This is a genomic window from Streptococcus mitis, from assembly GCF_026782895.1.
GTDB classification, from domain to species: domain Bacteria; phylum Bacillota; class Bacilli; order Lactobacillales; family Streptococcaceae; genus Streptococcus; species Streptococcus mitis_CB.
The window spans coordinates 105,507-127,008 of sequence record NZ_JAKUXJ010000005.1; the positions used below are offsets into that span (position 1 = coordinate 105,507).

The 21,502-nt window shown below is 40.6% G+C and carries 15 protein-coding genes and 1 pseudogene; 10 read left to right on the plus strand and 6 right to left on the minus strand.

Annotation, left to right across the window (positions count from 1 at the left end; translation table 11 throughout):
* The first annotated feature begins 28 nt into the window (after nucleotides 1-28).
* The 6 genes from ileS to MK480_RS07595 all read left to right on the plus strand — a co-directional run bounded on the left by ileS (nucleotide 29) and on the right by MK480_RS07595 (nucleotide 10,723).
* Nucleotides 29-2,821, plus strand: coding sequence for an isoleucine--tRNA ligase (gene ileS / locus MK480_RS07570; RefSeq protein ID WP_261028977.1), 2,793 nt, complete (start codon nucleotides 29-31; stop codon nucleotides 2,819-2,821).
* Nucleotides 2,822-3,225: 404 nt separating this feature from the next.
* Nucleotides 3,226-3,744 carry a hypothetical protein gene (locus MK480_RS07575; protein WP_268707453.1) on the plus strand — a complete coding sequence of 173 codons (519 nt, stop codon included), beginning with the start codon at nucleotides 3,226-3,228 and terminating at the stop codon, nucleotides 3,742-3,744.
* Between the two features lie 165 nt (nucleotides 3,745-3,909).
* Nucleotides 3,910-4,602, plus strand: a complete 693-nt coding sequence (locus tag MK480_RS07580; protein WP_000240129.1) for a phosphoglycerate mutase — start codon at nucleotides 3,910-3,912, stop codon at nucleotides 4,600-4,602.
* Nucleotides 4,603-4,654: 52 nt separating this feature from the next.
* A complete protein-coding gene (locus tag MK480_RS07585) occupies nucleotides 4,655-7,066 on the plus strand; it encodes a glycoside hydrolase family 95 protein (RefSeq protein ID WP_268707454.1) in 2,412 nt (803 codons plus the stop codon).
* A 245-nt stretch (nucleotides 7,067-7,311) separates the two neighbouring features.
* On the plus strand, nucleotides 7,312-8,013 hold the full coding sequence (locus MK480_RS07590; protein WP_261228938.1) for an ABC transporter ATP-binding protein: 702 nt from the start codon (nucleotides 7,312-7,314) through the stop codon (nucleotides 8,011-8,013).
* 1 nt (nucleotide 8,014) lies between these two features.
* Nucleotides 8,015-10,723, plus strand: coding sequence for an FtsX-like permease family protein (locus MK480_RS07595; protein WP_268707455.1), 2,709 nt, complete (start codon nucleotides 8,015-8,017; stop codon nucleotides 10,721-10,723).
* A gap of 197 nt (nucleotides 10,724-10,920) precedes the next feature.
* Here the strand turns inward: MK480_RS07595 and MK480_RS07600 are convergent, their stop codons facing one another.
* Entirely contained in the window at nucleotides 10,921-11,784 is an 864-nt protein-coding gene (locus MK480_RS07600; RefSeq protein WP_268707456.1) for a helix-turn-helix domain-containing protein, read from the minus strand.
* A gap of 339 nt (nucleotides 11,785-12,123) precedes the next feature.
* On the opposite strand from MK480_RS07600, the gene MK480_RS07605 reads away from it, so the two are divergent.
* The 3 genes and pseudogenes from MK480_RS07605 to MK480_RS07615 all read left to right on the plus strand — a co-directional run.
* Entirely contained in the window at nucleotides 12,124-14,139 is a 2,016-nt protein-coding gene (locus tag MK480_RS07605; protein WP_268707457.1) for a bacteriocin-associated integral membrane family protein, read from the plus strand.
* 1 nt (nucleotide 14,140) lies between these two features.
* Nucleotides 14,141-14,773: an ABC transporter ATP-binding protein gene (locus MK480_RS07610; protein WP_000571434.1), complete on the plus strand. Its 633-nt coding sequence runs from the start codon at nucleotides 14,141-14,143 to the stop codon at nucleotides 14,771-14,773.
* A 140-nt stretch (nucleotides 14,774-14,913) separates the two neighbouring features.
* Nucleotides 14,914-15,072, plus strand: a pseudogene (locus MK480_RS07615) (competence protein ComA); the annotation flags it as partial.
* A gap of 178 nt (nucleotides 15,073-15,250) precedes the next feature.
* On the opposite strand, the gene tpx reads toward MK480_RS07615, so the two are convergent.
* The 4 genes from tpx to MK480_RS07635 form a co-directional block, all read right to left on the minus strand.
* The gene (gene tpx, locus MK480_RS07620) at nucleotides 15,251-15,742 is read right to left on the minus strand and encodes a thiol peroxidase (protein WP_023946176.1); all 492 of its coding nucleotides are present in this window, start codon (nucleotides 15,740-15,742) and stop codon (nucleotides 15,251-15,253) included.
* A gap of 228 nt (nucleotides 15,743-15,970) precedes the next feature.
* Complete coding sequence (gene psaA, locus MK480_RS07625) at nucleotides 15,971-16,900, minus strand: metal ABC transporter substrate-binding lipoprotein/adhesin PsaA (protein WP_045611179.1); 930 nt, start codon at nucleotides 16,898-16,900, stop codon at nucleotides 15,971-15,973.
* Between the two features lie 31 nt (nucleotides 16,901-16,931).
* Nucleotides 16,932-17,780, minus strand: a complete 849-nt coding sequence (locus MK480_RS07630) for a metal ABC transporter permease (protein WP_000559787.1) — start codon at nucleotides 17,778-17,780, stop codon at nucleotides 16,932-16,934.
* On the minus strand, nucleotides 17,777-18,499 hold the full coding sequence (locus MK480_RS07635) for a metal ABC transporter ATP-binding protein (protein WP_045611181.1): 723 nt from the start codon (nucleotides 18,497-18,499) through the stop codon (nucleotides 17,777-17,779). The genes MK480_RS07630 and MK480_RS07635 overlap by 4 nt, the downstream gene beginning before the upstream one ends.
* Nucleotides 18,500-18,679: 180 nt before the next feature.
* Between MK480_RS07635 and pepO the strand changes: the two genes are divergently transcribed.
* On the plus strand, nucleotides 18,680-20,572 hold the full coding sequence (gene pepO / locus MK480_RS07640) for an endopeptidase PepO (protein ID WP_268707458.1): 1,893 nt from the start codon (nucleotides 18,680-18,682) through the stop codon (nucleotides 20,570-20,572).
* Nucleotides 20,573-20,697: 125 nt separating this feature from the next.
* On the opposite strand, the gene MK480_RS07645 is transcribed toward pepO, so the two are convergent.
* Nucleotides 20,698-21,327 carry an MBL fold metallo-hydrolase gene (locus MK480_RS07645; protein WP_268707459.1) on the minus strand — a complete coding sequence of 210 codons (630 nt, stop codon included), beginning with the start codon at nucleotides 21,325-21,327 and terminating at the stop codon, nucleotides 20,698-20,700.
* Between the last annotated feature and the right edge of the window lie 175 nt (nucleotides 21,328-21,502).

The window sequence follows — 21,502 nt, forward strand, 5'->3', positions numbered from 1 at the left end:
ATTTGTTATTATTTATAAAGGAGATACCATGAAACTCAAAGATACCCTTAACCTTGGGAAAACAGCTTTCCCAATGCGTGCAGGTCTTCCTACCAAAGAGCCAGTTTGGCAAAAGGAATGGGAAGATGCAAAACTTTACCAACGTCGTCAAGAATTGAACCAAGGAAAACCTCATTTCACCTTGCATGATGGTCCTCCATACGCGAACGGAAATATTCACGTTGGACACGCTATGAACAAGATTTCAAAAGATATCATTGTTCGTTCTAAGTCTATGTCAGGATTTTATGCTCCTTATATTCCAGGTTGGGATACACATGGTCTGCCAATCGAGCAAGTTTTGGCAAAACAAGGTATCAAACGCAAAGAAATGGACTTGGTTGAGTACTTGAAACTTTGCCGTGAATACGCTCTTTCTCAAGTAGATAAACAACGCGAAGACTTCAAACGTTTGGGTGTTTCTGGTGACTGGGAAAATCCATATGTGACTTTGACTCCTGACTATGAAGCAGCTCAAATTCGTGTATTTGGTGAGATGGCTAATAAAGGTTATATCTACCGTGGTGCCAAGCCAGTTTACTGGTCTTGGTCATCTGAGTCTGCCCTTGCCGAAGCGGAAATTGAATACCATGATTTGGTTTCAACTTCTCTTTACTATGCCAATAAGGTAAAAGATGGCAAAGGTGTTCTAGATACAGATACTTACATCGTTGTCTGGACAACTACTCCATTCACCATCACAGCTTCTCGTGGTTTGACTGTTGGTGCAGATATTGATTACGTTTTGGTTCAACCTGCTGGTGAAGATCGCAAGTTTGTGGTTGCTGCAGAATTATTGATTAGCTTGTCTGAGAAATTTGGTTGGGCTGATGTTCAAGTTTTGGCAACTTACCGTGGTCAAGAATTGAATCATATCCTAACAGAACACCCATGGGATACAGCTGTAGATGAATTGGTTATTCTTGGTGACCACGTTACAACTGATTCTGGTACAGGTATCGTCCACACAGCCCCTGGTTTTGGTGAGGATGACTACAATGTCGGTATTGCTAATGGTCTTGAAGTCGCAGTGACTGTTGACGAACGTGGTATCATGATGAAGAATGCTGGTCCTGAGTTTGAAGGTCAATTCTATGAAAAGGTAGTTCCAACTGTTATCGAGAAACTTGGTAACCTCCTTCTTGCCCAAGAAGAAATCTCTCACTCATACCCATTTGACTGGCGTACTAAGAAACCAATCATCTGGCGTGCAGTACCACAATGGTTTGCCTCAGTTTCTAAATTCCGCCAAGAAATCTTGGATGAAATTGAAAAAGTGAAATTCCACTCAGAATGGGGTAAAGTCCGTCTTTACAATATGATTCGTGACCGTGGCGACTGGGTTATCTCTCGTCAACGTGCTTGGGGTGTTCCACTTCCTATCTTCTACGCTGAAGACGGTACAGCGATCATGACTGCTGAAACTATTGAACACGTGGCTCAACTCTTTGAGGAACATGGTTCAAGCATTTGGTGGGAACGTGATGCTAAGGACCTCTTGCCAGAAGGATTTACTCATCCAGGTTCACCAAACGGCGAGTTCAAAAAAGAAACTGATATCATGGACGTTTGGTTTGACTCAGGTTCATCATGGAATGGAGTTGTAGTAAACCGTCCAGAGTTGACTTACCCAGCAGACCTTTACCTAGAAGGTTCTGACCAATACCGTGGTTGGTTCAACTCATCGCTCATCACCTCAGTTGCTAACCATGGCGTAGCACCTTACAAACAAATCTTGTCACAAGGTTTTGCACTTGACGGTAAAGGTGAGAAGATGTCTAAATCTCTTGGAAATACCATTGCTCCAAGCGATGTTGAAAAACAATTTGGTGCTGAAATCTTGCGTCTTTGGGTAACAAGTGTAGACTCAACCAACGACGTGCGTATCTCTATGGATATCTTGAGCCAAGTCTCTGAAACTTACCGTAAGATTCGTAACACCCTTCGTTTCTTGATTGCCAATACATCTGACTTTAACCCAGCTCAAGATGCAGTCGCTTACGATGAACTTCGTTCAGTTGATAAGTACATGACGATTCGCTTTAACCAGCTTGTCAAGACCATTCGTGATGCTTATGCAAACTTTGAATTCTTGACAATCTATAAAGCACTAGTGAACTTTATCAACGTTGACTTGTCAGCATTCTACCTTGATTTTGCTAAAGATGTTGTTTACATCGAAGGTGCCAAATCACTGGAACGCCGTCAAATGCAGACTGTCTTCTATGACATTCTTGTGAAAATCACCAAACTCTTGACACCAATCCTTCCTCATACAGCAGAGGAAATCTGGTCATACCTTGAGTTTGAAGCAGAAGACTTCGTTCAATTGTCAGAATTGCCAGAAGCACAAACTTTTGCTAATCAAGAAGAAATCTTGGATACATGGGCAGCCTTTATGGATTTCCGTGGACAAGCTCAAAAAGCCTTGGAAGAGGCTCGTAATGCCAAAGTTATCGGTAAATCACTTGAAGCACACTTGACAGTTTATCCAAATGAAGTGGTGAAAACTCTACTTGAAGCAGTAAACAGCAATGTGGCTCAACTTTTGATCGTGTCAGACTTGACCATCGCAGAAGGACCAGCTCCAGAAGCTGCCGTTAGCTTCGAAGATGTAGCCTTTACAGTTGAACGTGCTGCAGGTGAAGTATGTGACCGTTGCCGTCGTATCGATCCAACAACAGCAGAACGCAGCTACCACGCAGTCATTTGTGACCACTGTGCAAGCATCGTAGAAGAAAACTTTGCAGACGCAGTCGCAGAAGGATTTGAAGAGAAATAAGGTTGAAAAATCTAGGGAAAACTCAATTTGAGAAGAAAAGACAACTAATTTTATAGACTATAAAACGCATTGTATCACGTTTTTGAACACCTGATATAATGCGTTTTTATTTATTTTTGAAAATTTACGAGGTATGACTTTTTATACTCAACAAGAATCAAAGATAAAGTTAGCAAGCTAACAGTAGTAAGATAAAATAGGGATTTGATATCGCGGATAAGATTGGTAAATAGTGTAACAATTTTACAACAATAAATTTGTATAGTTGTTTTTGATTTCTGAAAAGTATTATATTTTATTTCATATTATACAAATTTTTATTTTATAATATCAGAAAATACTTTTTTTTTTTAGCAAATATGATACAATTTTATTTGAAAAAAAATAAAAAAGGAGATTTTATTATGAAACAAACCTTTATTACATCTTATTTGACTTTCTACATGAAAGCCTCTGTAGCTTTGGAGGGAGTTTTTATTAAAACTTCAAATCCTAATACTATTTTGAAAGTTATTCCCCTAGGTTCTCAAAATAAGACAATTCCAGTAGAACAAGTTGCAAGTGTAGACGATTCATTTAGTCTTGATTTTAAATCATTTGACTGGGGTGTGATTTTTACTATTATTGGATTTTCTATGATGGGGAATTCATTTGTAGGCGGGTTGATTTTAGCTGCTTATGGAGTATTGACAGTTTTAAGTGCTTTTCAAACTCTTCTTGTTTTAAATCTTACTTCTGGTGGATCACACGTTATTAGTGCAGTAGTATTTGAAAAAGCTAATCTTGAAAATTGTAAAGAAACAATTGAAGCGTTAATTCTAAATCGTTATGATGATACTAATACAAGAAAACATACAGATCGTATGATGCAAAATGCAGATCAAAATGCAGATCGTATGATTGACGCATTAAAAAATAAGTAATCTTTTATAGTTTTTGTTTAGTTATATAATGAGATAAAAAGTTGAGAGAGCTAGCTTAGTTCTCTCTTTTTAGTCGATTTTAACTAGCTTTTTTGTAAAAAATTGTGTAAAATAGAATAGATAAACGAGGGGAAACCTCGGAAAATTTAAAGGAGAATCCATCTAATGGTAAAATTGGTTTTTGCTCGCCACGGTGAGTCTGAATGGAACAAAGCTAACCTTTTCACTGGTTGGGCTGATGTTGATTTGTCTGAAAAAGGTACACAACAAGCGATTGACGCTGGTAAATTGATCAAAGAAGCTGGTATCGAATTTGACCAAGCTTACACTTCAGTATTGAAACGTGCGATCAAAACAACTAACTTGGCTCTTGAAGCTTCTGACCAATTGTGGGTTCCAGTTGAAAAATCATGGCGCTTGAACGAACGTCACTACGGTGGTTTGACTGGTAAAAACAAAGCTGAAGCTGCTGAACAATTTGGTGATGAGCAAGTTCACATCTGGCGTCGTTCATACGATGTATTGCCTCCAAACATGGATCGTGATGATGAGCACTCAGCTCACACAGACCGTCGTTACGCTTCACTTGACGACTCAGTTATCCCAGATGCTGAAAACTTGAAAGTGACTTTGGAACGTGCCCTTCCATTCTGGGAAGATAAAATCGCTCCAGCTCTTAAAGATGGTAAAAACGTATTCGTAGGAGCTCACGGTAACTCAATCCGTGCCCTTGTAAAACACATCAAAGGTTTGTCAGACGACGAAATCATGGACGTGGAAATTCCTAACTTCCCACCATTGGTATTCGAATTCGACGAAAAATTGAACGTCGTTTCTGAATACTACCTTGGAAAATAAAAAATTGTAAGCCTAGGATTAATTTCTAGGCTTTTTATGTTAGTATGGTAGTATGATAAGGAATAAAAAACAAGATTATGTATTGGCCTACAAGCAACCAGCGTCAACGACATATAAGGGTTGGGAAGAAGAGGTCTTACCGATAGGCAATGGTTCTTTAGGAGCAAAAGTATTTGGCCTTATAGGGGCTGAGCGGATTCAATTCAATGAAAAAAGTCTCTGGTCTGGAGGTCCACTTCCTGCTAGTTCAGATTATCAGGGTGGAAATCTTCAGGATCAGTATGTTTTTTTAGCTGAGATTAGGCAGGCTTTGGAAAATAGAGACTATAATACTGCTAAGGAACTGGCTGAAAAGCACCTAATCGGGTCAAAAACGAGTCAATATGGGACCTATCTGTCCTTTGGGGATATTCATATTGAGTTTAGCAAGCAAGGCAAGACTTTGTCTCAGGTGACGGACTATCAGAGACAGCTGAATATTAGTAAGGCACTTGCGACGACTTCTTATGCCTATAAGGGAACGCGATTTGAACGTGAAGTTTTTGCGAGTTTTCCAGATGATCTCTTGATTCAGCGCTTTACTAAGGAAGGGGCGGAAACTCTAGATTTTACTATAGAACTGTCGCTGACCCGCGATTTGGCTTCTGATGGAAAGTATGAGCAGGAAAAATCTGATTACAAGGAATACCAGCTGGATATCTCAACGTCTCATATCTTGATGAAGGGACGGGTTAAGGACAATGACCTGAAGTTTGCTAGTTATCTAGCTTGGGAAACAGATGGGGATATTAGAGTTTGGTCAGATAAGGTTCAGATATCAGGAGCTAGTTATGCCAATCTCTTCTTGGCCGCTAAGACGGATTTTGCCCAAAATCCTGCTAGCAATTATCGCAAGAAAATAGATTTAGAGCAGCAAGTAAAGGACTTGTTGGACACAGCTAAAGAAAAGGGCTATGCCCAATTGAAATCAAGGCATATTGAGAACTACCAAGCATTATTCCAGCGTGTTCAATTGGATTTGGGAGCTGAAGTTGACGCATCCACTACAGATGATTTGCTAAAAAATTATAAGCCACAAGCGGGGCAGGCTTTGGAGGAGTTGTTCTTCCAGTATGGACGGTATTTATTGATCAGCTCTTCCAGAGATTGTCCAGATGCTCTACCAGCTAACCTGCAAGGGGTCTGGAATGCAGTCGACAATCCTCCTTGGAATTCGGACTATCACCTGAATATCAATCTGCAGATGAATTATTGGCCAGCCTATGTTACCAATCTCCTAGAGACGGCTTTTCCGGTCATCAACTATATCGATGATTTGCGTGTCTATGGTCGTCTAGCGGCTGCAAGGTACGCAGGAATCGTCTCTCGGGAAGGAGAGGAGAATGGTTGGTTGGTACATACCCAAGCGACTCCTTTTGGCTGGACGGCACCTGGTTGGGATTACTATTGGGGTTGGTCTCCAGCTGCCAATGCGTGGATGATGCAAACCGTTTATGAAGCCTATTCATTTTATAGGGACCAAGACTATCTCAGGGAGAAAATTTATCCCATGTTGAGGGAAACGGTTCGTTTTTGGAATGATTTTTTACATGAGGATCAGCAGGCGCAACGTTGGGTGTCCTCTCCGTCTTATTCCCCAGAACATGGTCCGATTTCGATTGGCAATACCTATGACCAATCTCTGATTTGGCAGTTATTTCATGATTTTATTCAGGCTGCTCAGGAATTGGGGATGGATGAGGCTTTGTTGACTGTGGTCAAGAAGAAGTTTGACTTGCTTAATCCTCTTCAAATCACTCAATCTGGTCGAATCAGGGAGTGGTATGAGGAGGAAGAGCAGTATTTTCAAAATGAGAAAGTAGAGGCCCAACATCGGCATGCTTCCCATCTGGTGGGACTTTATCCTGGAACTCTCTTTAGCTACAAGGGGCAAGAGTATCTTGAAGCGGCGCGTGCTAGCCTCAATGATCGTGGAGATGGAGGCACAGGTTGGTCTAAGGCCAATAAGATCAATCTTTGGGCGCGTCTAGGAGATGGCAATCGAGCCCATAAATTATTAGCAGAGCAGTTAAAGTCATCGACCTTGCCAAATCTTTGGTGTAGCCACCCTCCTTTTCAGATAGATGGTAATTTTGGTGCTAGCAGTGGAATGGCAGAAATGTTACTCCAGTCTCATACAGCTTATCTGGTACCTCTAGCCGCCCTACCCGATGCATGGTCAACAGGTTCCGTTTCAGGCTTAATGGCACGTGGACATTTTGAAGTTAGCATGAGGTGGGCGGATAAAAAACTCTTACAGTTGACCATTTTATCAAGAAGTGGGGGAGAATTGCGAGTCTCTTATCCAGGTATTGAGAAGAGTGTGATTAAATTGGATAAAGAAAAAATAAAAGCGAAATGCATGGGGAAAGATTGTATTTCGGTGGCAACAGCAGAAGGTGATCTTGTTCAATTTTATTTTTAAGAAGGTGATAGAAGGCAGTAGTTTGAGACTGCCTTTTAATAAGGATTTGAGAATATAAGCAGTTTCCAACTAGTTGAAAAAGCGTTATAATGGTAATAGGAAGTAATACTCAATGAAAATCAAAGAGCAAACTAGGAAGCTAGCCGCAGGTTGCTCAAAACAGTGTTTTGAGGTTGCAGATGGAAGCTGACGTGGTTTGAAGAGATTTTCGAGTAGTATAATTTGTTTGAGAGAGGGTGGGGCTTATGGCTTATATTGAGATGAAACACTGTTACAAGCGTTATCAGGTTGGGGACACGGAGATTGTGGCCAATCGTGATGTGAATTTTGAGATTGAAAAGGGTGAATTGGTTATTATTCTAGGTGCATCTGGTGCAGGCAAGTCAACGGTTCTTAACCTTCTTGGGGGAATGGATACCAATGATGAAGGGGAAATCTGGATAGATGGTGTTAATATTGCAGATTATAGTTCCCACCAGAGGACCAATTATCGTAGAAATGATGTCGGTTTTGTTTTTCAGTTTTATAATCTAGTTTCCAATCTAACCGCTAAGGAAAATGTGGAGTTGGCTTCAGAAATCGTGACAGATGCCTTGAATCCTGAACAGGTCTTGACAGATGTAGGTCTGGCTCATCGTCTCAATAACTTTCCAGCCCAGCTTTCTGGAGGGGAGCAACAGCGAGTCTCCATTGCACGCGCAGTAGCCAAAAATCCTAAAATTCTCCTTTGTGATGAACCGACTGGAGCCTTAGATTATCAGACGGGTAAGCAGGTTTTGAAAATCCTCCAAGATATGTCTCATCAAAAGGGAGCGACGGTGATCATCGTGACTCATAATGGAGCTTTGGCGCCCATTGCTGATCGCGTGATTCATATGCACGATGCCAGTGTCAAGGATGTGGTGATCAACCAGCATCCTCAGGATATCGACAGTTTGGAGTACTAGCATGATCAAGCGAAAAACCTATTGGAAGGACTTAATTCAGTCCTTCACAGGCTCCAAGGGGCGTTTTTTATCCATCTTAACCTTGATGATGTTAGGGTCTCTAGCCTTAGTAGGCCTCAAAGTAACCAGTCCCAATATGGAGGCGACAGCAAATGCTTATTTAACAACTGCTCAAACCTTGGATTTGGCAGTCATGTCTAACTATGGTTTGGATCAAGCAGATCAAGAAGAACTAGAACAGACCCAGGGCGCAGAGGTTGAGTTTGGCTATTTGACAGATGTGACTATGGAGAATGGGCAGAATGCCATTCGGCTGTACTCCAAACCAGAGCGAATTTCAACCTTTCAGCTAAGAGAAGGACGACTTCCTCAGTCAGACAAGGAAATCGCTTTGGCCACTCATTTGCAAGGCCAATACAGCGTGGGACAGGAGATTAGTTTTAAAGAAAAAGAAGAGGGTCATTCCTCTTTAAAAGATCATACTTATACCATTACTGGTTTTGTGGATTCAGCTGAAATCCTCTCCCAGCGAGATATGGGCTACGCAGGAAGTGGAAGTGGGACTCTGACAGCCTATGGAGTGATTTTACCTAGTCAGTTTGATCAGAAAGTCTATAATATAGCACGTTTGAAATATCAAGATTTGTCAGGTTTAAATGCTTTCTCAGCAGCTTATGAAGAAAAATCCAAGCAACATCAGGAAGATTTAGAACAAGCTTTGTCAGATAATGGCAAGGCACGTCTGCAACTCTTGAGAAAAGAAGGACAAGAGTCTTTAGACAAAGGCCAAGAGACCCTTGACAAGGCTGAGACTAATCTGCAGGAAGGCAAGCGTCGTTTAGCAGCTGCTCAAGCTCGTTTACAGGTTCAGGAAAGTCAACTAGCCTTGCTTCCTCAAGCCCAGAGAGAGCAGACCCTTGCTCAACTTACCCAAGCTAAGCAGGAATTGAGCAAGGAAGAGGACAAACTAAAGCAGGCTGAACAAAATCTAGCCCAAGAAAAGGAAAAATTAGAAAAACATCAGCAAGTATTGGATGATTTGGCTGAGCCCAAGTATCAAGTCTATAATCGTCAGACCATGCCTGGCGGTCAGGGCTACCTCATGTACAGCAATGCTTCAGCCAGTATTCGGGCAGTGGGCAATATCTTTCCTGTAGTGCTTTATGCCGTAGCAGCTATGGTGACCTTTACAACCATGACTCGCTTTGTGGATGAAGAGAGAACACATGCAGGTATTTTTAAGGCTTTGGGTTATCGTAGCAAGGATATTATTGCCAAGTTTCTCCTCTACGGTCTAGTAGCTGGAACTGTCGGAACAGCTCTAGGTAGTATACTTGGCCATTATTTACTAGCCAGTGTGATTTCAAGTGTCATTACAAAAGGTATGGTGGTGGGAGAAACCCAGATTCAGTTCTATTGGACCTATAGCTTACTGGCTCTTGTCTTGAGTTGGTTGGCGAGTGTGTTACCAGCTTACTTGGTAGCTCGTAGGGAACTTCATGATGAAGCAGCCCAGCTTTTACTGCCTAAACCTCCTGTTAAAGGAGCTAAAATCTTACTGGAGCGTATCGGTTTTATCTGGCGCCGTCTCAGCTTTACTCATAAGGTAACAGCTCGCAATATCTTCCGTTATAAGCAGCGGATGTTGATGACGATCTTTGGTGTGGCAGGTTCAGTCGCTCTGCTCTTTGCAGGTTTGGGAATCCAATCCTCTGTAGCAGGAGTTCCGTCTAGACAGTTTCAACAAATCCAACAGTATCAGATGATTGTCTCTGAAAATCCTAGTGCGACCAATCAAGACAAGGCAGAGCTAGAAGAAGTGTTGAAAGGGCAGGACATCAAAGCCTACCAGAAAATCTATTCTAAAACGCTAGACAAGGATTTCAAAGGAAAGGCTGGTCTTCAAACTATTACTCTTATGATGACAGAGAAGGAGGATTTGACTCCCTTTATCCATCTGCAACATCATCAGCAAGAGCTGATATTAAAAGATGGAGTTGTTATTACAGCTAAACTTGCCCAGTTGGCAGGTGTCAAGGTTGGACAGACTCTAGAAATTGAAGGTAAGAAGCTAAAGGTCGCTGCCATTGCTGAGAACTACGTTGGTCATTTTATTTATATGAGTCAGGCTAGCTATGAGCAAATTTACGGACAATTACCCCAAGCCAACACTTATCTGGTCTCGCTAAAGGATTCTAGTGCTACTAGTATCGAAAGTCAGGCAGGACTACTTATGAATCAATCTGCGGTGTCAAGCGTCGTCCAAAATGCTTCAGCCATTAGACTCTTTGACTCCGTCGCCAGCTCCCTCAATCAGACCATGACTATCTTGGTCATCGTATCGGTTCTGTTGGCTATTGTTATCCTCTACAATTTGACCAATATCAATGTGGCTGAGAGAATCCGTGAACTCTCCACTATCAAGGTTCTCGGTTTTCATAATAATGAAGTCACCCTCTACATTTATCGTGAGACGATTGTGCTGTCCCTTGTGGGAATCGTCCTTGGTCTAGTAACTGGTTTCTATTTACACCAGTTTTTGATTCAAATGATTTCGCCAGCGACTATTCTCTTTTATCCGCAGGTAGGTTGGGAAGTCTATGTAATCCCCGTGACGGCAGTAAGCATCATTTTGACCGTACTTGGTTTCTTTGTCAATTATCATCTGAGAAAGGTTGATATGCTTGAAGCCTTGAAATCTGTAGAGTAAGGTAGTTGTTTTTATCTGATTGAACTTATATTTACTCGTAAATCATGACCACCCGTCAAACGGGTGGTTTTTTTGTCTCGCACCTAACGGAGCGAGACGGACTAATAGTCACATAATTATAAGGCTGATAGTATTCATTTCACTATCAGCCTTACAGGTTATTTAACGTTTCAGAAAAACTATAATGTCAAGATTAACTAAACAGTATCTAATTCCTTCAAATAATTTTCTATCTTCATCAACATTAAAGGATTGTTATAAATCTTACATAACTCTCTTGCTTCTATATAATAATTTTTGACTTGTTCTCTGTCTAGAAATTTGGCTCCAGCATTTCCTACAAGAATAAGTAGAGGAGCCAGTTGGTAGCTTGTCTGTCTTTGTTTACAGAGTTCAATCGTCTCAAGAGCTTCTTGGATGGCTTCGTTATATTTTTCCTTTGACACTAGGTAGTGAGCGTAGTTGTAACGAACTCTGATGTAGCCAAATAAAAACTCTTGATGCTCAAAATTTTTTGTCTGATATAACTCCATCAAATGAGAGTAGTTTGCCTCATATTCTTGTTCACGACCCACTAAGGAATAGAAATTAGATAGAGTATTCAACGCCTTTAAATAAATCAGAGTATTTGAGGAGACTTTTAATAATATATTTTCCAATGAAGAAATAGCCTCACGCTTACTGTCATATTGATAGAAGTCAATAATAGCTTTAATCCATTCAAGGTAAGTTCGGTCTTCTAGTGTTAGAAAAGTACTTCGTTCAATTTCTATTCTATAAATATATTCCAAATCGTCATAATTTCTATCATCTAATAGACGAGCAGATAATTGCTTGAAATTAGAGAGGTTAGATTTAATTTCAATTTGTTCATTAAAAAAATAATCTAATGGCACTTCAAGTCGTTGTGAGAGTTTGAACAAAAGGTCTGCGGAGGGAATGAAATGCCCTCTCTCAATTTTACTAATCTGGCTTTGTTCACAAATTCCTTCTGCAAGAGTTTGTTGGGAGAGTCTCAACTCTTTTCTTTTCAATCTGAATTTCTCTGCGAGTGTATTCATTAAAGATAATAAACCTTCCTATTTGCTTAATTTTATTATAAAATTTTTAGTTCAAAATAGCAAGTTAAAGAAAAAATAATTCTATATGGTAATAAAAAAAGTCAATAATCACATAAAAATGCTTGGCTAAATAAAATATATCTGTTAAAATAAAAACAAGGAAACAGAAAGGGGTTTCATTGCATGAGAAAAAAACGTGGAATTAAAAAATTAGTTACATTTGATGCGGGATGGTAAAGAATAATTGAAGAAGATTCTTTTATCAATAGTTTAGTAAGCTTGTTAGTTTATAGAGGGCAGGGGTATTTCTGCCCGCTGTTTTAGAATAAGGAATGCACTATGAAAAAATTATTTATACTCATATCCAACCTGCTTGCTAGTTTGTTCTTTGTTTGGGTATTTACCATTTGGACTGATACATATGTCTCCTATTATTACCCCAACGTTGTTGTACGTGATTCTTCCCCTGAAACAACTTTTCAGCATGTTGCTACACGCTTGGAAAAACTAGCAGAAGAAACGGATAGCTTTATTGCGATTCAACACCAGGATCCTAACTCAGAAGGTACTCCAGTGTTTTCTTATACGACCTTTGGGAACGGAAAGTTGCCTGATGGGCTACAGGAAAAAAATCTAGAAGATGCTCAAAGTAGTAGTGTTGAAACAAACTATTTTGTATTCGATGGAAACCTAGATATTCACTTGCTAAGAGAGGAGCTAAGTCAACTTGGCTTGACTAACATGCACCTGACAATTCCATCTAAACTATCTACGTTAATGGCTATCTTTAGTAACGGATTTCAGTTAATCAGTTTATTGATTTTCACCTTAACCTTTGGAGCACTGACTTTAATTAGTCAAATTAGACAATTACGGTCGTCGGGCATTCGCCTCATTTCAGGAGAGAAACGGTGGTCCATTTTCCTTAGACCAGTTGGTGAGGATTTGAAAGGGATAGCTGTTGGTTTCAGTTTAGCTGGCGTGCTCGCCATTCTTATGCAAAAAATTCTGTCGCTTCCAACGCAATCCCTAATGACCATAGGAGAAGGCTTGCTCAGTTATAATCTCATCTTGTTGTCGATCTCCCTGTTTTTCGCTCAACTCTTCGCAGTTGGGATAAAAAAGATACACCTGATGCAGATTATAAAAGGGCAAGTGCCTGTCAGAGGAATCATTAGTTTGATTTTAATCGGTCAACTATTAGCGATTATTATTGTAACGCTGGGAATAGGGAGTAGCTTAAAGTATTCCCAAGCCTGGCAACAGCATCGGATTGGACAAGAGGCTTGGAGCCAGGAAAGGCAACTGATTACCCTATCAATCAGCCGTGAAGGAACGAGTCCTGGTTTTGATGAACAAGCTCAAAGGAAACTCAGAACTTGGTATCAATTGATGGATCTGGCTGTTTCAGAACAAAAGGCTTTCTTATCTAGACACCAGTTAATTGACCGTACTTTGCAAAATGGCATGGCTTCCTCCAAAAACTTTATAACCTCTACAGAATGGCACGATTACAACCCGAATGACAATGTCCTTATCGTCACACCGCAATACTTGGAGCGTCAAAACATTCCTGTAGATACAACTATTGAGCAAAAGATGAATCACCTTGATGTAGGGGAGTTTGTCTTATTGCTGCCTGAACACCTCCGTTCAGAGGAAGAACATTATAAATCTGTTTTTGAAGACGACTTAACCAGTCGCATGTCTAGTCAAGATGAACGACAGCAAATGACTGCTACGGTAGGTTATTTGGAATCAGGTCAGGATCGTTTTGTGTATAATACGACCCCTATTTCTTATCAGCAGTTTTTGAAAGATCCAATCATCATTGTTATAACACCCCAATCAACTGGTCCACAGTCCGTTTTGTTTTGGGTAGACGCAGTACAGAACTACGTTCTCTTTAATCAATTGTCTGATGCCCAGGAGCTTATCCAGAGACAAGGCATTGAAAATTGGGTCTCAGAAATGCAAACAGGTTACCACAACTACATCACATTATTGGATAATATCCAGAGGGAACGTTGGGTAATGCTAGCAGGAGCTGTGCTTGGGATTGCAACTTCAATCTTGTTGTTTAACACTATGAATAGGCTCTACTTTGAAGAATTTAGACGTGCCATTTTTATCAAACGCATTGCAGGTCTCAGGTTCTTAGAAATCCATCGCACTTATCTCTTTGCTCAACTGGGTGTGTTTTTACTGGGATTTGTTGCGAGTGTATTTCTTATGGTAGAGATAGTAGTTGCTTTCTTAGTCTCGTTACTCTTTACTGGTCTATCTCTTTTACAGTTACATGTCCAAATGCAGAAAGAAAACAAGATGTCCATGCTTGTTTTGAAGGGAGGCTAATATGATTGAACTTAAACAGGTGAGTAAATCTTTTGGAGAACGAGAGTTATTTTCGAATCTTTCAATGACATTTGAGGCTGGAAAAGTCTATGCCTTAATTGGTTCAAGTGGTAGCGGAAAAACAACCTTGATGAACATGATTGGGAAATTAGAATCTTATGATGGGACGATTTTTTACCGAGGTAAAGACTTGGCCAATTATAAATCGAGTGATTTTTTCCGTCACGAATTGGGCTACCTCTTCCAGAACTTTGGCTTAATTGAAAACCAAAGTATTGAAGAAAACCTTAAGCTAGGTCTCATTGGTCAAAAGTTGAGTCGGTCGGAACAGCGGTTGAGGCAGAAGCAGGCTTTAGAACAGGTCGGCCTGGCTTATCTTGACCTAGATAAGCGCATCTTTGAGTTATCGGGCGGAGAATCGCAACGGGTTGCCTTGGCAAAAGTTATCTTAAAGAATCCACCCCTTATTCTGGCAGATGAGCCAACAGCTTCAATAGACCCAGCAACCTCTCAGTTGATTATGGAGATTTTGCTATCTCTTCGAGATGATAATAGGCTAATCATTATCGCAACACATAATCCGGCAATTTGGGAGATGGCTGATGAAGTGTTCACGATGGATCGTCTGAAATAAAAATCCTTGTTTTTAATTGCACGATGAGTTACCGAAATATTATCATGAATCAATAATTGGAGTTAATTTAGAATTGTACTTTATTAATATTGAGGTAACTTTTTCTTGATAAAGGAAGAAATAGTGGAGAGGAAGTTAGATTGAAAAAATTCGACAATTATATTATTGAGAAGCCTTGCGATTCTAATTCAGATAAACTGTAAAAAATCTTAATAATTGAAAGTTTGGTAGATGATATTTTGCAATTTTCTATCAGAATCAATAATAGTGTAGGAGAGATTTTCCTCCTACAACCGTTTCAAAAGAAATATTTACCCATTGGGAGAAGATGTTGCAGTGGATAATGTGTTACTCACTGAAAAATATAATTTTCAACTAAAAGATTTTGAAGGATTCATTTCAAAATAATGAATATTATGAATAAGAGAAATCCTCCGTTTCAAAGAGTAGGGAACTCTTTGTGACAGAGGATTTTTTCTATAGGGCTTTAGTAGCTGCAATTGCGGCTTCGAAGTTTGGTTCAGAGTTGATATTGTCCACGTATTCAACGTAGCGAATCGTATTGTCAGTATCGAGGACAAAGACTGCGCGTGCCAATAGGTGCCACTCATTGATTAAGAGGGCATAATCACGTCCAAAGGAATGGTCGAAATAGTCTGAGAGCATGATGGCATTTTCAATACCTTCAGCACCACACCAACGTTTTTGGGCAAAAGGGAGGTCCATTGAAACAGTCAAGACAACCGTATTATCCAGTCCAGCCAGTTCTTCATTAAAACGACGCGTTTGAGTTGAGCAGATGCCTGTATCGATAGAAGGCACGACACTCAAGACTTTTTTCTTTCCATCAAAATCAGCCAGAGATTTTTTAGAAAGGTCTGTTGTAGTGAGAGAAAAATCAAGCGCCTTGTCGCCGACTTGTAGTTGTTTACCTGTAAAGCTCACAGGATTTCCGAGAAAAGTTACCATAGGATACTCCAATCTTTTTTCTTCCATTTTAGCTGAAACAGCCGGAATTTTCCAATGATTTGACCGGAAATGTGTGCATAGAAAAAACGCCAGCTCATGTGAGAATGACGTTTTTCAGAGGCTTATACTCAATGAAAATCAAAGAGCAAACTAGGAAGCTAGCCACAGGCTGTACTTGAGTACGGCAAGGCGACGCTGACGTGGTTTGAATTTGATTTTCGAAGAGTATTATTTTGCCAATCCTTCAGCAATCTTATCAAGGTTGTATTTCATCATGTTGTAGTAGCTGTCGCCTTCTTTACCTTGTTCTGCGATAGAGTCAGTAAAGATTTGTGCGTAGATTGGGATGTTTGTGTCTTGTGAAACAGTCTTCATTGGACGGTCATCCACACTTGATTCTACAAAGAGGGAAGGAGTTTTTGTTTGGCGAAGTTTTTCAACCAAGGTCTTGATTTGGTCAGGAGTTCCTTCTTCTTCAGTATTGATTTCCCAAATATAGGCACTTGGGACACCGTAGGCTTTAGAGAAGTATTTGAAGCATCCTTCACTGGTTACGATCAATTTCTTCTCAGCAGGGATGTTGTTAAATTTCTCTTTAGCTTCCTTGTCAAGTTTGTCTAGCTTATCAGTATATTCTTTAAGATTTTTTTCGTAGAATTCCTTGTTGCTAGGGTCTTTAGCGCTCAATTGTTTTGCGATATTTTTAGCAAAGATCATCCCGTTTTCAAGGTTAAGCCAAGCGTGTGGGTCTTCTTTACCTTTTTCATTTTGACCTTCAAGGTAGATAACATCAACGCCTTCGCTGACTGCAAAGTAGTCTTTGTTTTCAGTTTTCTTGGCATTTTCTACCAATTTTGTAAACCAAGCATTACCACCTGTTTCAAGGTTGATCCCGTTATAGAAAATCAAATCAGCTTGAGAAGTTTTCTTAACGTCTTCAGGGAGTGGTTCGTATTCATGTGGGTCTTGACCAACAGGAACGATACTGTGAAGATCAATCTTGTCACCAGCAATATTTTTAGTAATATCAGCGATGATTGAGTTTGTAGCAACAACTTTTAGTTTTTGACCAGAAGCTGCATCTTTTTTTCCACTAGTACATGCTACAAGAGCAATGACGGAAAGAAAGAGAACGAGTAATGTACCTAATTTTTTCATTAGATCCTCCAATTTATTGGGGTTTTGCCCCTTATTTTAACAAATGTTTATTTTTCAGTTTCAAATATCGTTGTTTTGGAGCGATAAAGAAGCTAATGAGAAAGAAACTAGCAGCTGTAAGCACGATACTAGAACCTGCCGCAACGTTAAAGCTATAGCCGATAAAGAGTCCCAAAACTGAAGCTGTAGCTCCAAAGGTTGAGGAAAGGAAAATCATGCTTTTCAGGCTATTAGCATAAAGATAAGCAGTTGCAGCTGGGGTAATCAGCATGGCTACAATCAGGATAGTTCCGACACTTTGCATGGCTGTCACAGACACGAGAGTCAAGAGTACCATGAGAAGGTAGTGATAGAAATTGACAGGCATTCCCATGGCTTTAGCCAATAGTTCATCAAAGGAAGTTATCAAGAGTTGCTTGAAGAAAATCCAGATTAACAAGAGAATGACTGCCCCAACACCCATAGTAATAAACATATCCGTATCTTGGACGGCTAGGATATTACCAAAAAGGATATGGAAAAGGTCAGTTGAACTTTTAGCGACACTAATCAAGATGATACCGAGGGCTAAGAAAGAAGAAAAGGTAATGCCGATGGCGGTATCGCTTTTGATAATCGAGTTTCCCTTGATGTAGGTAATGATGATGGCAGCTAGCAATCCAAAGACAATGGCTCCGATAAAGAAGTCAAGGCCCAAGATGAAGGAGAGGGCTACACCTGGCAAGACAGCATGTGAAATGGCATCTCCCATGAGTGACATCCCGCGTAGGATGATGAAACATCCTACAGCTCCAGCTACGACCCCGACGACAATGGCTGTTATCAAGGCATTTTGTAAGAAATGGAATTTTTGCAATCCATCGATAAATTCTGCAATCATAGGTCACCTCCATTGAAAAAGAGTCTATTACCGTAAGCTTCTTTGAGATTGGCTTCGGTAAAGGTTTCTTTGGTTGGACCAAAGGCAATCACTTCTCGATTGACAAGCAAGACTTGATCGAAGTAGTGGGGAACCTTGCTGAGGTCGTGGTGGACGATGAGAACCGTCTTCCCAGCTTTTTTCAGATCTCTCAGCGTATTCATGATGATTTCCTCACTGACAGAGTCAATCCCAACAAAGGGTTCATCCAAGAGGATATAGTCGGTTTCCTGTACCAAACATCTGGCAATCAAGACCCGCTGGAATTGACCTCCAGACAGTTGACTGATTTGCCGTTCAGCATAGTCAGCTAGACCGACGATTTCAAGGGCTTCTTGCACTTTCTTCCAATGTTTAGCCTTTAAACTTCGAAAGAGAGGGATAGAGGGAAAGAGTCCTAACGAGACACATTCCTTGACCTTGATGGGAAAGTTGTAGTCGATATTGATTTTTTGTTCGACATAGGCGATTCGATGTAAGGATTTTTTAACTTCCTTGTCATCGAGAAATGCCTGACCTTGATGTGGGATAATTCCCAGCATCCCTTTTAATAATGTTGATTTTCCAGCACCGTTTGGGCCAATGATACCTGTAATTGTTGGCCCATGGAGCACTAGTGAAATATCCTTAAGTGCCAACGTTTCTTTGTACGAGACACTGAGGTTTTCGATACGTATCATAAACTTATATTCCTCCTGTCTCTTAATATACATTAAAAAAAAAATTAAGTCAAGTTAATTTTTGAAAAAATTAAAATAATAACTGAAAAATGATGGAAAAAGAAAGTTCATTTTTAATTGCATTCCCAAGCAATTTTTGTTAAGCTAGCAATAACTTAAAAAAATGAAAGCGAGAACAAGATGACACGTTATCAAGATGATTTTTATGATGCAATCAATGGAGAATGGCAGAAAACAGCAGAAATCCCAGCAGATAAGTCTCAAACTGGAGGTTTTGTTGATTTAGACCAGGAAATTGAAGACCTGATGCTGGCGACAACAGACAAGTGGTTGGCAGGTGAAGAGGTGCCTGAGGATGCTATCTTGGCAAACTTTGTCAAATACCACCACCTAGTTCGTGATTTTGACAAGAGAGAAGCTGACGGTATCAAACCTGTCTTACCACTTCTTAAAGAATTCCAAGAATTGGAGACTTTTGCAGATTTTACAGCTAGACTAGCAGAGTTTGAACTTGCTGGAAAACCAAACTTCCTTCCTTTTGGTGTATCGCCAGACTTTATGGATGCCAGAATCAACGTTTTATGGGCTAGCGCTCCAAGCACGATTCTGCCAGATACGACTTACTATGCTGAAGACCATCCTCAGCGTGAGGAACTCTTGACTCTTTGGAAAGAATCTAGCGCCAATCTCCTCAAGGCTTATGATTTCTCTGATGAAGAAATTGAAGACTTGCTAGAGAAAAGACTTGAATTGGACCGTCGAGTTGCGGCAGTGGTGCTTTCTAATGAAGAAAGTTCAGAATATGCTAAACTCTACCATCCATATTCTTATGAAGATTTCAAAAAATTCGCGCCTACCCTACCTTTGGATGACTTCTTCCAAGCCGTTCTTGGACAAGTGCCAGACAAGGTTATCGTAGACGAGGAACGTTTCTGGCAAGCAGCAGAGCAATTCTATAGTGAAGAAGCTTGGCCTCTCCTCAAGGCAACCTTGATTTTGAGTGTTATCAATCTCTCAACCAGCTATTTAACAGAAGAAATCCGTGTCTTGTCAGGTGCCTATAGCCGTGCGCTTTCTGGAGTTCCAGAGGCCAAAGACAAGGTCAAGGCAGCCTACCAGCTAGCACAAGGTCCTTTCAAACAAGCCTTGGGTCTCTGGTATGCCCATGAAAAATTCTCTCCAGAAGCCAAGGCGGACGTGGAGAAAAAAGTGGCAACTATGATTGATGTCTATAAGGAACGCTTGGCTAAGAATGACTGGCTGACTCCTGAAACTCGTGACAAGGCCATCGTCAAACTCAATGTCATCAAGCCTTATATCGGTTACCCAGAAGAATTACCAGAACGCTACAAGGACAAGGTAGTGGATGAAAATGCTAGTCTTTTTGACAATGCTCTAGCCTTTGCGCGTGTGGAAATCAAGCACAGTTGGAGCAAGTGGAACCAACCTGTAGACTACAAAGAATGGGGTATGCCTGCTCATATGGTCAATGCTTACTACAATCCACAGAAGAATCTGATTGTTTTCCCAGCGGCCATTTTACAAGCACCTTTCTATGACTTGCATCAGTCATCTTCTGCTAACTACGGTGGTATTGGTGCAGTTATTGCCCATGAAATTTCTCACGCCTTTGATACTAACGGAGCTTCTTTTGATGAAAATGGTAGCCTCAAGGATTGGTGGACAGAGAGCGACTATGCTGCCTTCAAAGAGAAAACACAAAAAGTTATTGACCAGTTTGATGGACAGGATTCTTATGGTGCAACCATCAACGGTAAATTGACTGTATCAGAAAACGTGGCTGACTTGGGAGGAATCGCTGCGGCGCTTGAAGCAGCTAAGAGAGAACCAGACTTCTCGGCAGAAGAATTCTTCTACAACTTCGGTCGTATCTGGCGCATGAAAGGTCGTCCAGAATTTATGAAACTTTTGGCTAGCGTCGATGTGCACGCACCAGCCAAACTCCGTGTCAATGTACAAGTACCAAACTTCGATGATTTCTTTACAACCTATGATGTCAAAGAAGGAGACGGTATGTGGCGTTCACCAGAAGACCGCGTGATTATTTGGTAATGCAAAAAATCTAGTCATCAGAAAAAAGGCATCCTGTCAGGTGTGAAAACCTTGATAGGATGCCTTTTAGAATGGAAAGACTTGTCGAATAGTTTACTTAAATTGTGATATACATCATCATCTTGTTAGAAAAAAGGATTGAAGGTCTTTTCATGGGCAATGGTCGTAGCTGGACCATGCCCTGGATAGACATCGTAGTTTGGTAGGGTGAAAAGTTGAGTCTGGATACTGTGAAGGAGTTGCTCCATGCTACCAGTTGGAAGGTCGGTCCGCCCGATGGTTTCTCGGAAAAGAGCATCACCTGTCAAGACTAGGTGAGCATCAGGAAAGACGATAGAAACACCGCCGATAGAGTGCCCTGGTGTTGGCAAGACAGTGAAACGAAATTCCTCCAGCTGATATTCCTCATGAAAGACAAAGGTGTGTTCAGCAGGTTTTGCGACCACATCTGCCATATCATCGTGACGAGGGAGACCAGAGAGATTATCGACAGGAGTGTAGAGCCAGCTGGCTTCACTCTCTGCGATATAGACAGGAGGATTGCCAAAAGTTTCGCGAACCAAGTCCAGACTCATGATATGGTCATAATGAGCGTGGGTAAGGAGAATAGCGCAGATCGGTTTGTTGATGTTCTCTATTGTCTGACGAATGGCTTCCCAATGACTACCAGGATCGACGACGATGAGGTGTTTTTCACCTTCCAAGTAATAGGTATTTTCATAGGCAACAGGATTCACGGTTTTATGGATTTTCATACTAGCTCCAATCTCAAAGAATGTACTAATACTCTTCGAAAATCTCTTCAAACCGCGTCAACTTTATCTGCAACCTCAAAGCGGTGCTTTGAGCAACCTGCGGCTAGTTTCCTAGTTTGCTCTTTGATTTTCATTGAGTATACATTAAGTATAGCACAGTTAGGGAGAATAAGCT

Bases quoted from the DNA above. Each gene is read 5' to 3' on its own strand.
- MK480_RS07600 (WP_268707456.1), bottom strand. From the start codon at position 11,784: ATGAATACACTCGCAGAGAAATTCAGATTGAAAAGAAAAGAGTTGAGA.
- pepO (WP_268707458.1), top strand. From the start codon at position 18,680: ATGACACGTTATCAAGATGATTTTTATGATGCAATCAATGGAGAATGG.
- MK480_RS07630 (WP_000559787.1), bottom strand. From the start codon at position 17,780: ATGATTGCAGAATTTATCGATGGATTGCAAAAATTCCATTTCTTACAA.
- MK480_RS07585 (WP_268707454.1), top strand. From the start codon at position 4,655: ATGATAAGGAATAAAAAACAAGATTATGTATTGGCCTACAAGCAACCA.
- MK480_RS07610 (WP_000571434.1), top strand. From the start codon at position 14,141: ATGATTGAACTTAAACAGGTGAGTAAATCTTTTGGAGAACGAGAGTTA.
- MK480_RS07580 (WP_000240129.1), top strand. From the start codon at position 3,910: ATGGTAAAATTGGTTTTTGCTCGCCACGGTGAGTCTGAATGGAACAAA.
- ileS (WP_261028977.1), top strand. From the start codon at position 29: ATGAAACTCAAAGATACCCTTAACCTTGGGAAAACAGCTTTCCCAATG.
- psaA (WP_045611179.1), bottom strand. From the start codon at position 16,900: ATGAAAAAATTAGGTACATTACTCGTTCTCTTTCTTTCCGTCATTGCT.
- MK480_RS07605 (WP_268707457.1), top strand. From the start codon at position 12,124: ATGAAAAAATTATTTATACTCATATCCAACCTGCTTGCTAGTTTGTTC.
- MK480_RS07595 (WP_268707455.1), top strand. From the start codon at position 8,015: ATGATCAAGCGAAAAACCTATTGGAAGGACTTAATTCAGTCCTTCACA.
- tpx (WP_023946176.1), bottom strand. From the start codon at position 15,742: ATGGTAACTTTTCTCGGAAATCCTGTGAGCTTTACAGGTAAACAACTA.
- MK480_RS07635 (WP_045611181.1), bottom strand. From the start codon at position 18,499: ATGATACGTATCGAAAACCTCAGTGTCTCGTACAAAGAAACGTTGGCA.
- MK480_RS07645 (WP_268707459.1), bottom strand. From the start codon at position 21,327: ATGAAAATCCATAAAACCGTGAATCCTGTTGCCTATGAAAATACCTAT.
- MK480_RS07590 (WP_261228938.1), top strand. From the start codon at position 7,312: ATGGCTTATATTGAGATGAAACACTGTTACAAGCGTTATCAGGTTGGG.
- MK480_RS07575 (WP_268707453.1), top strand. From the start codon at position 3,226: ATGAAACAAACCTTTATTACATCTTATTTGACTTTCTACATGAAAGCC.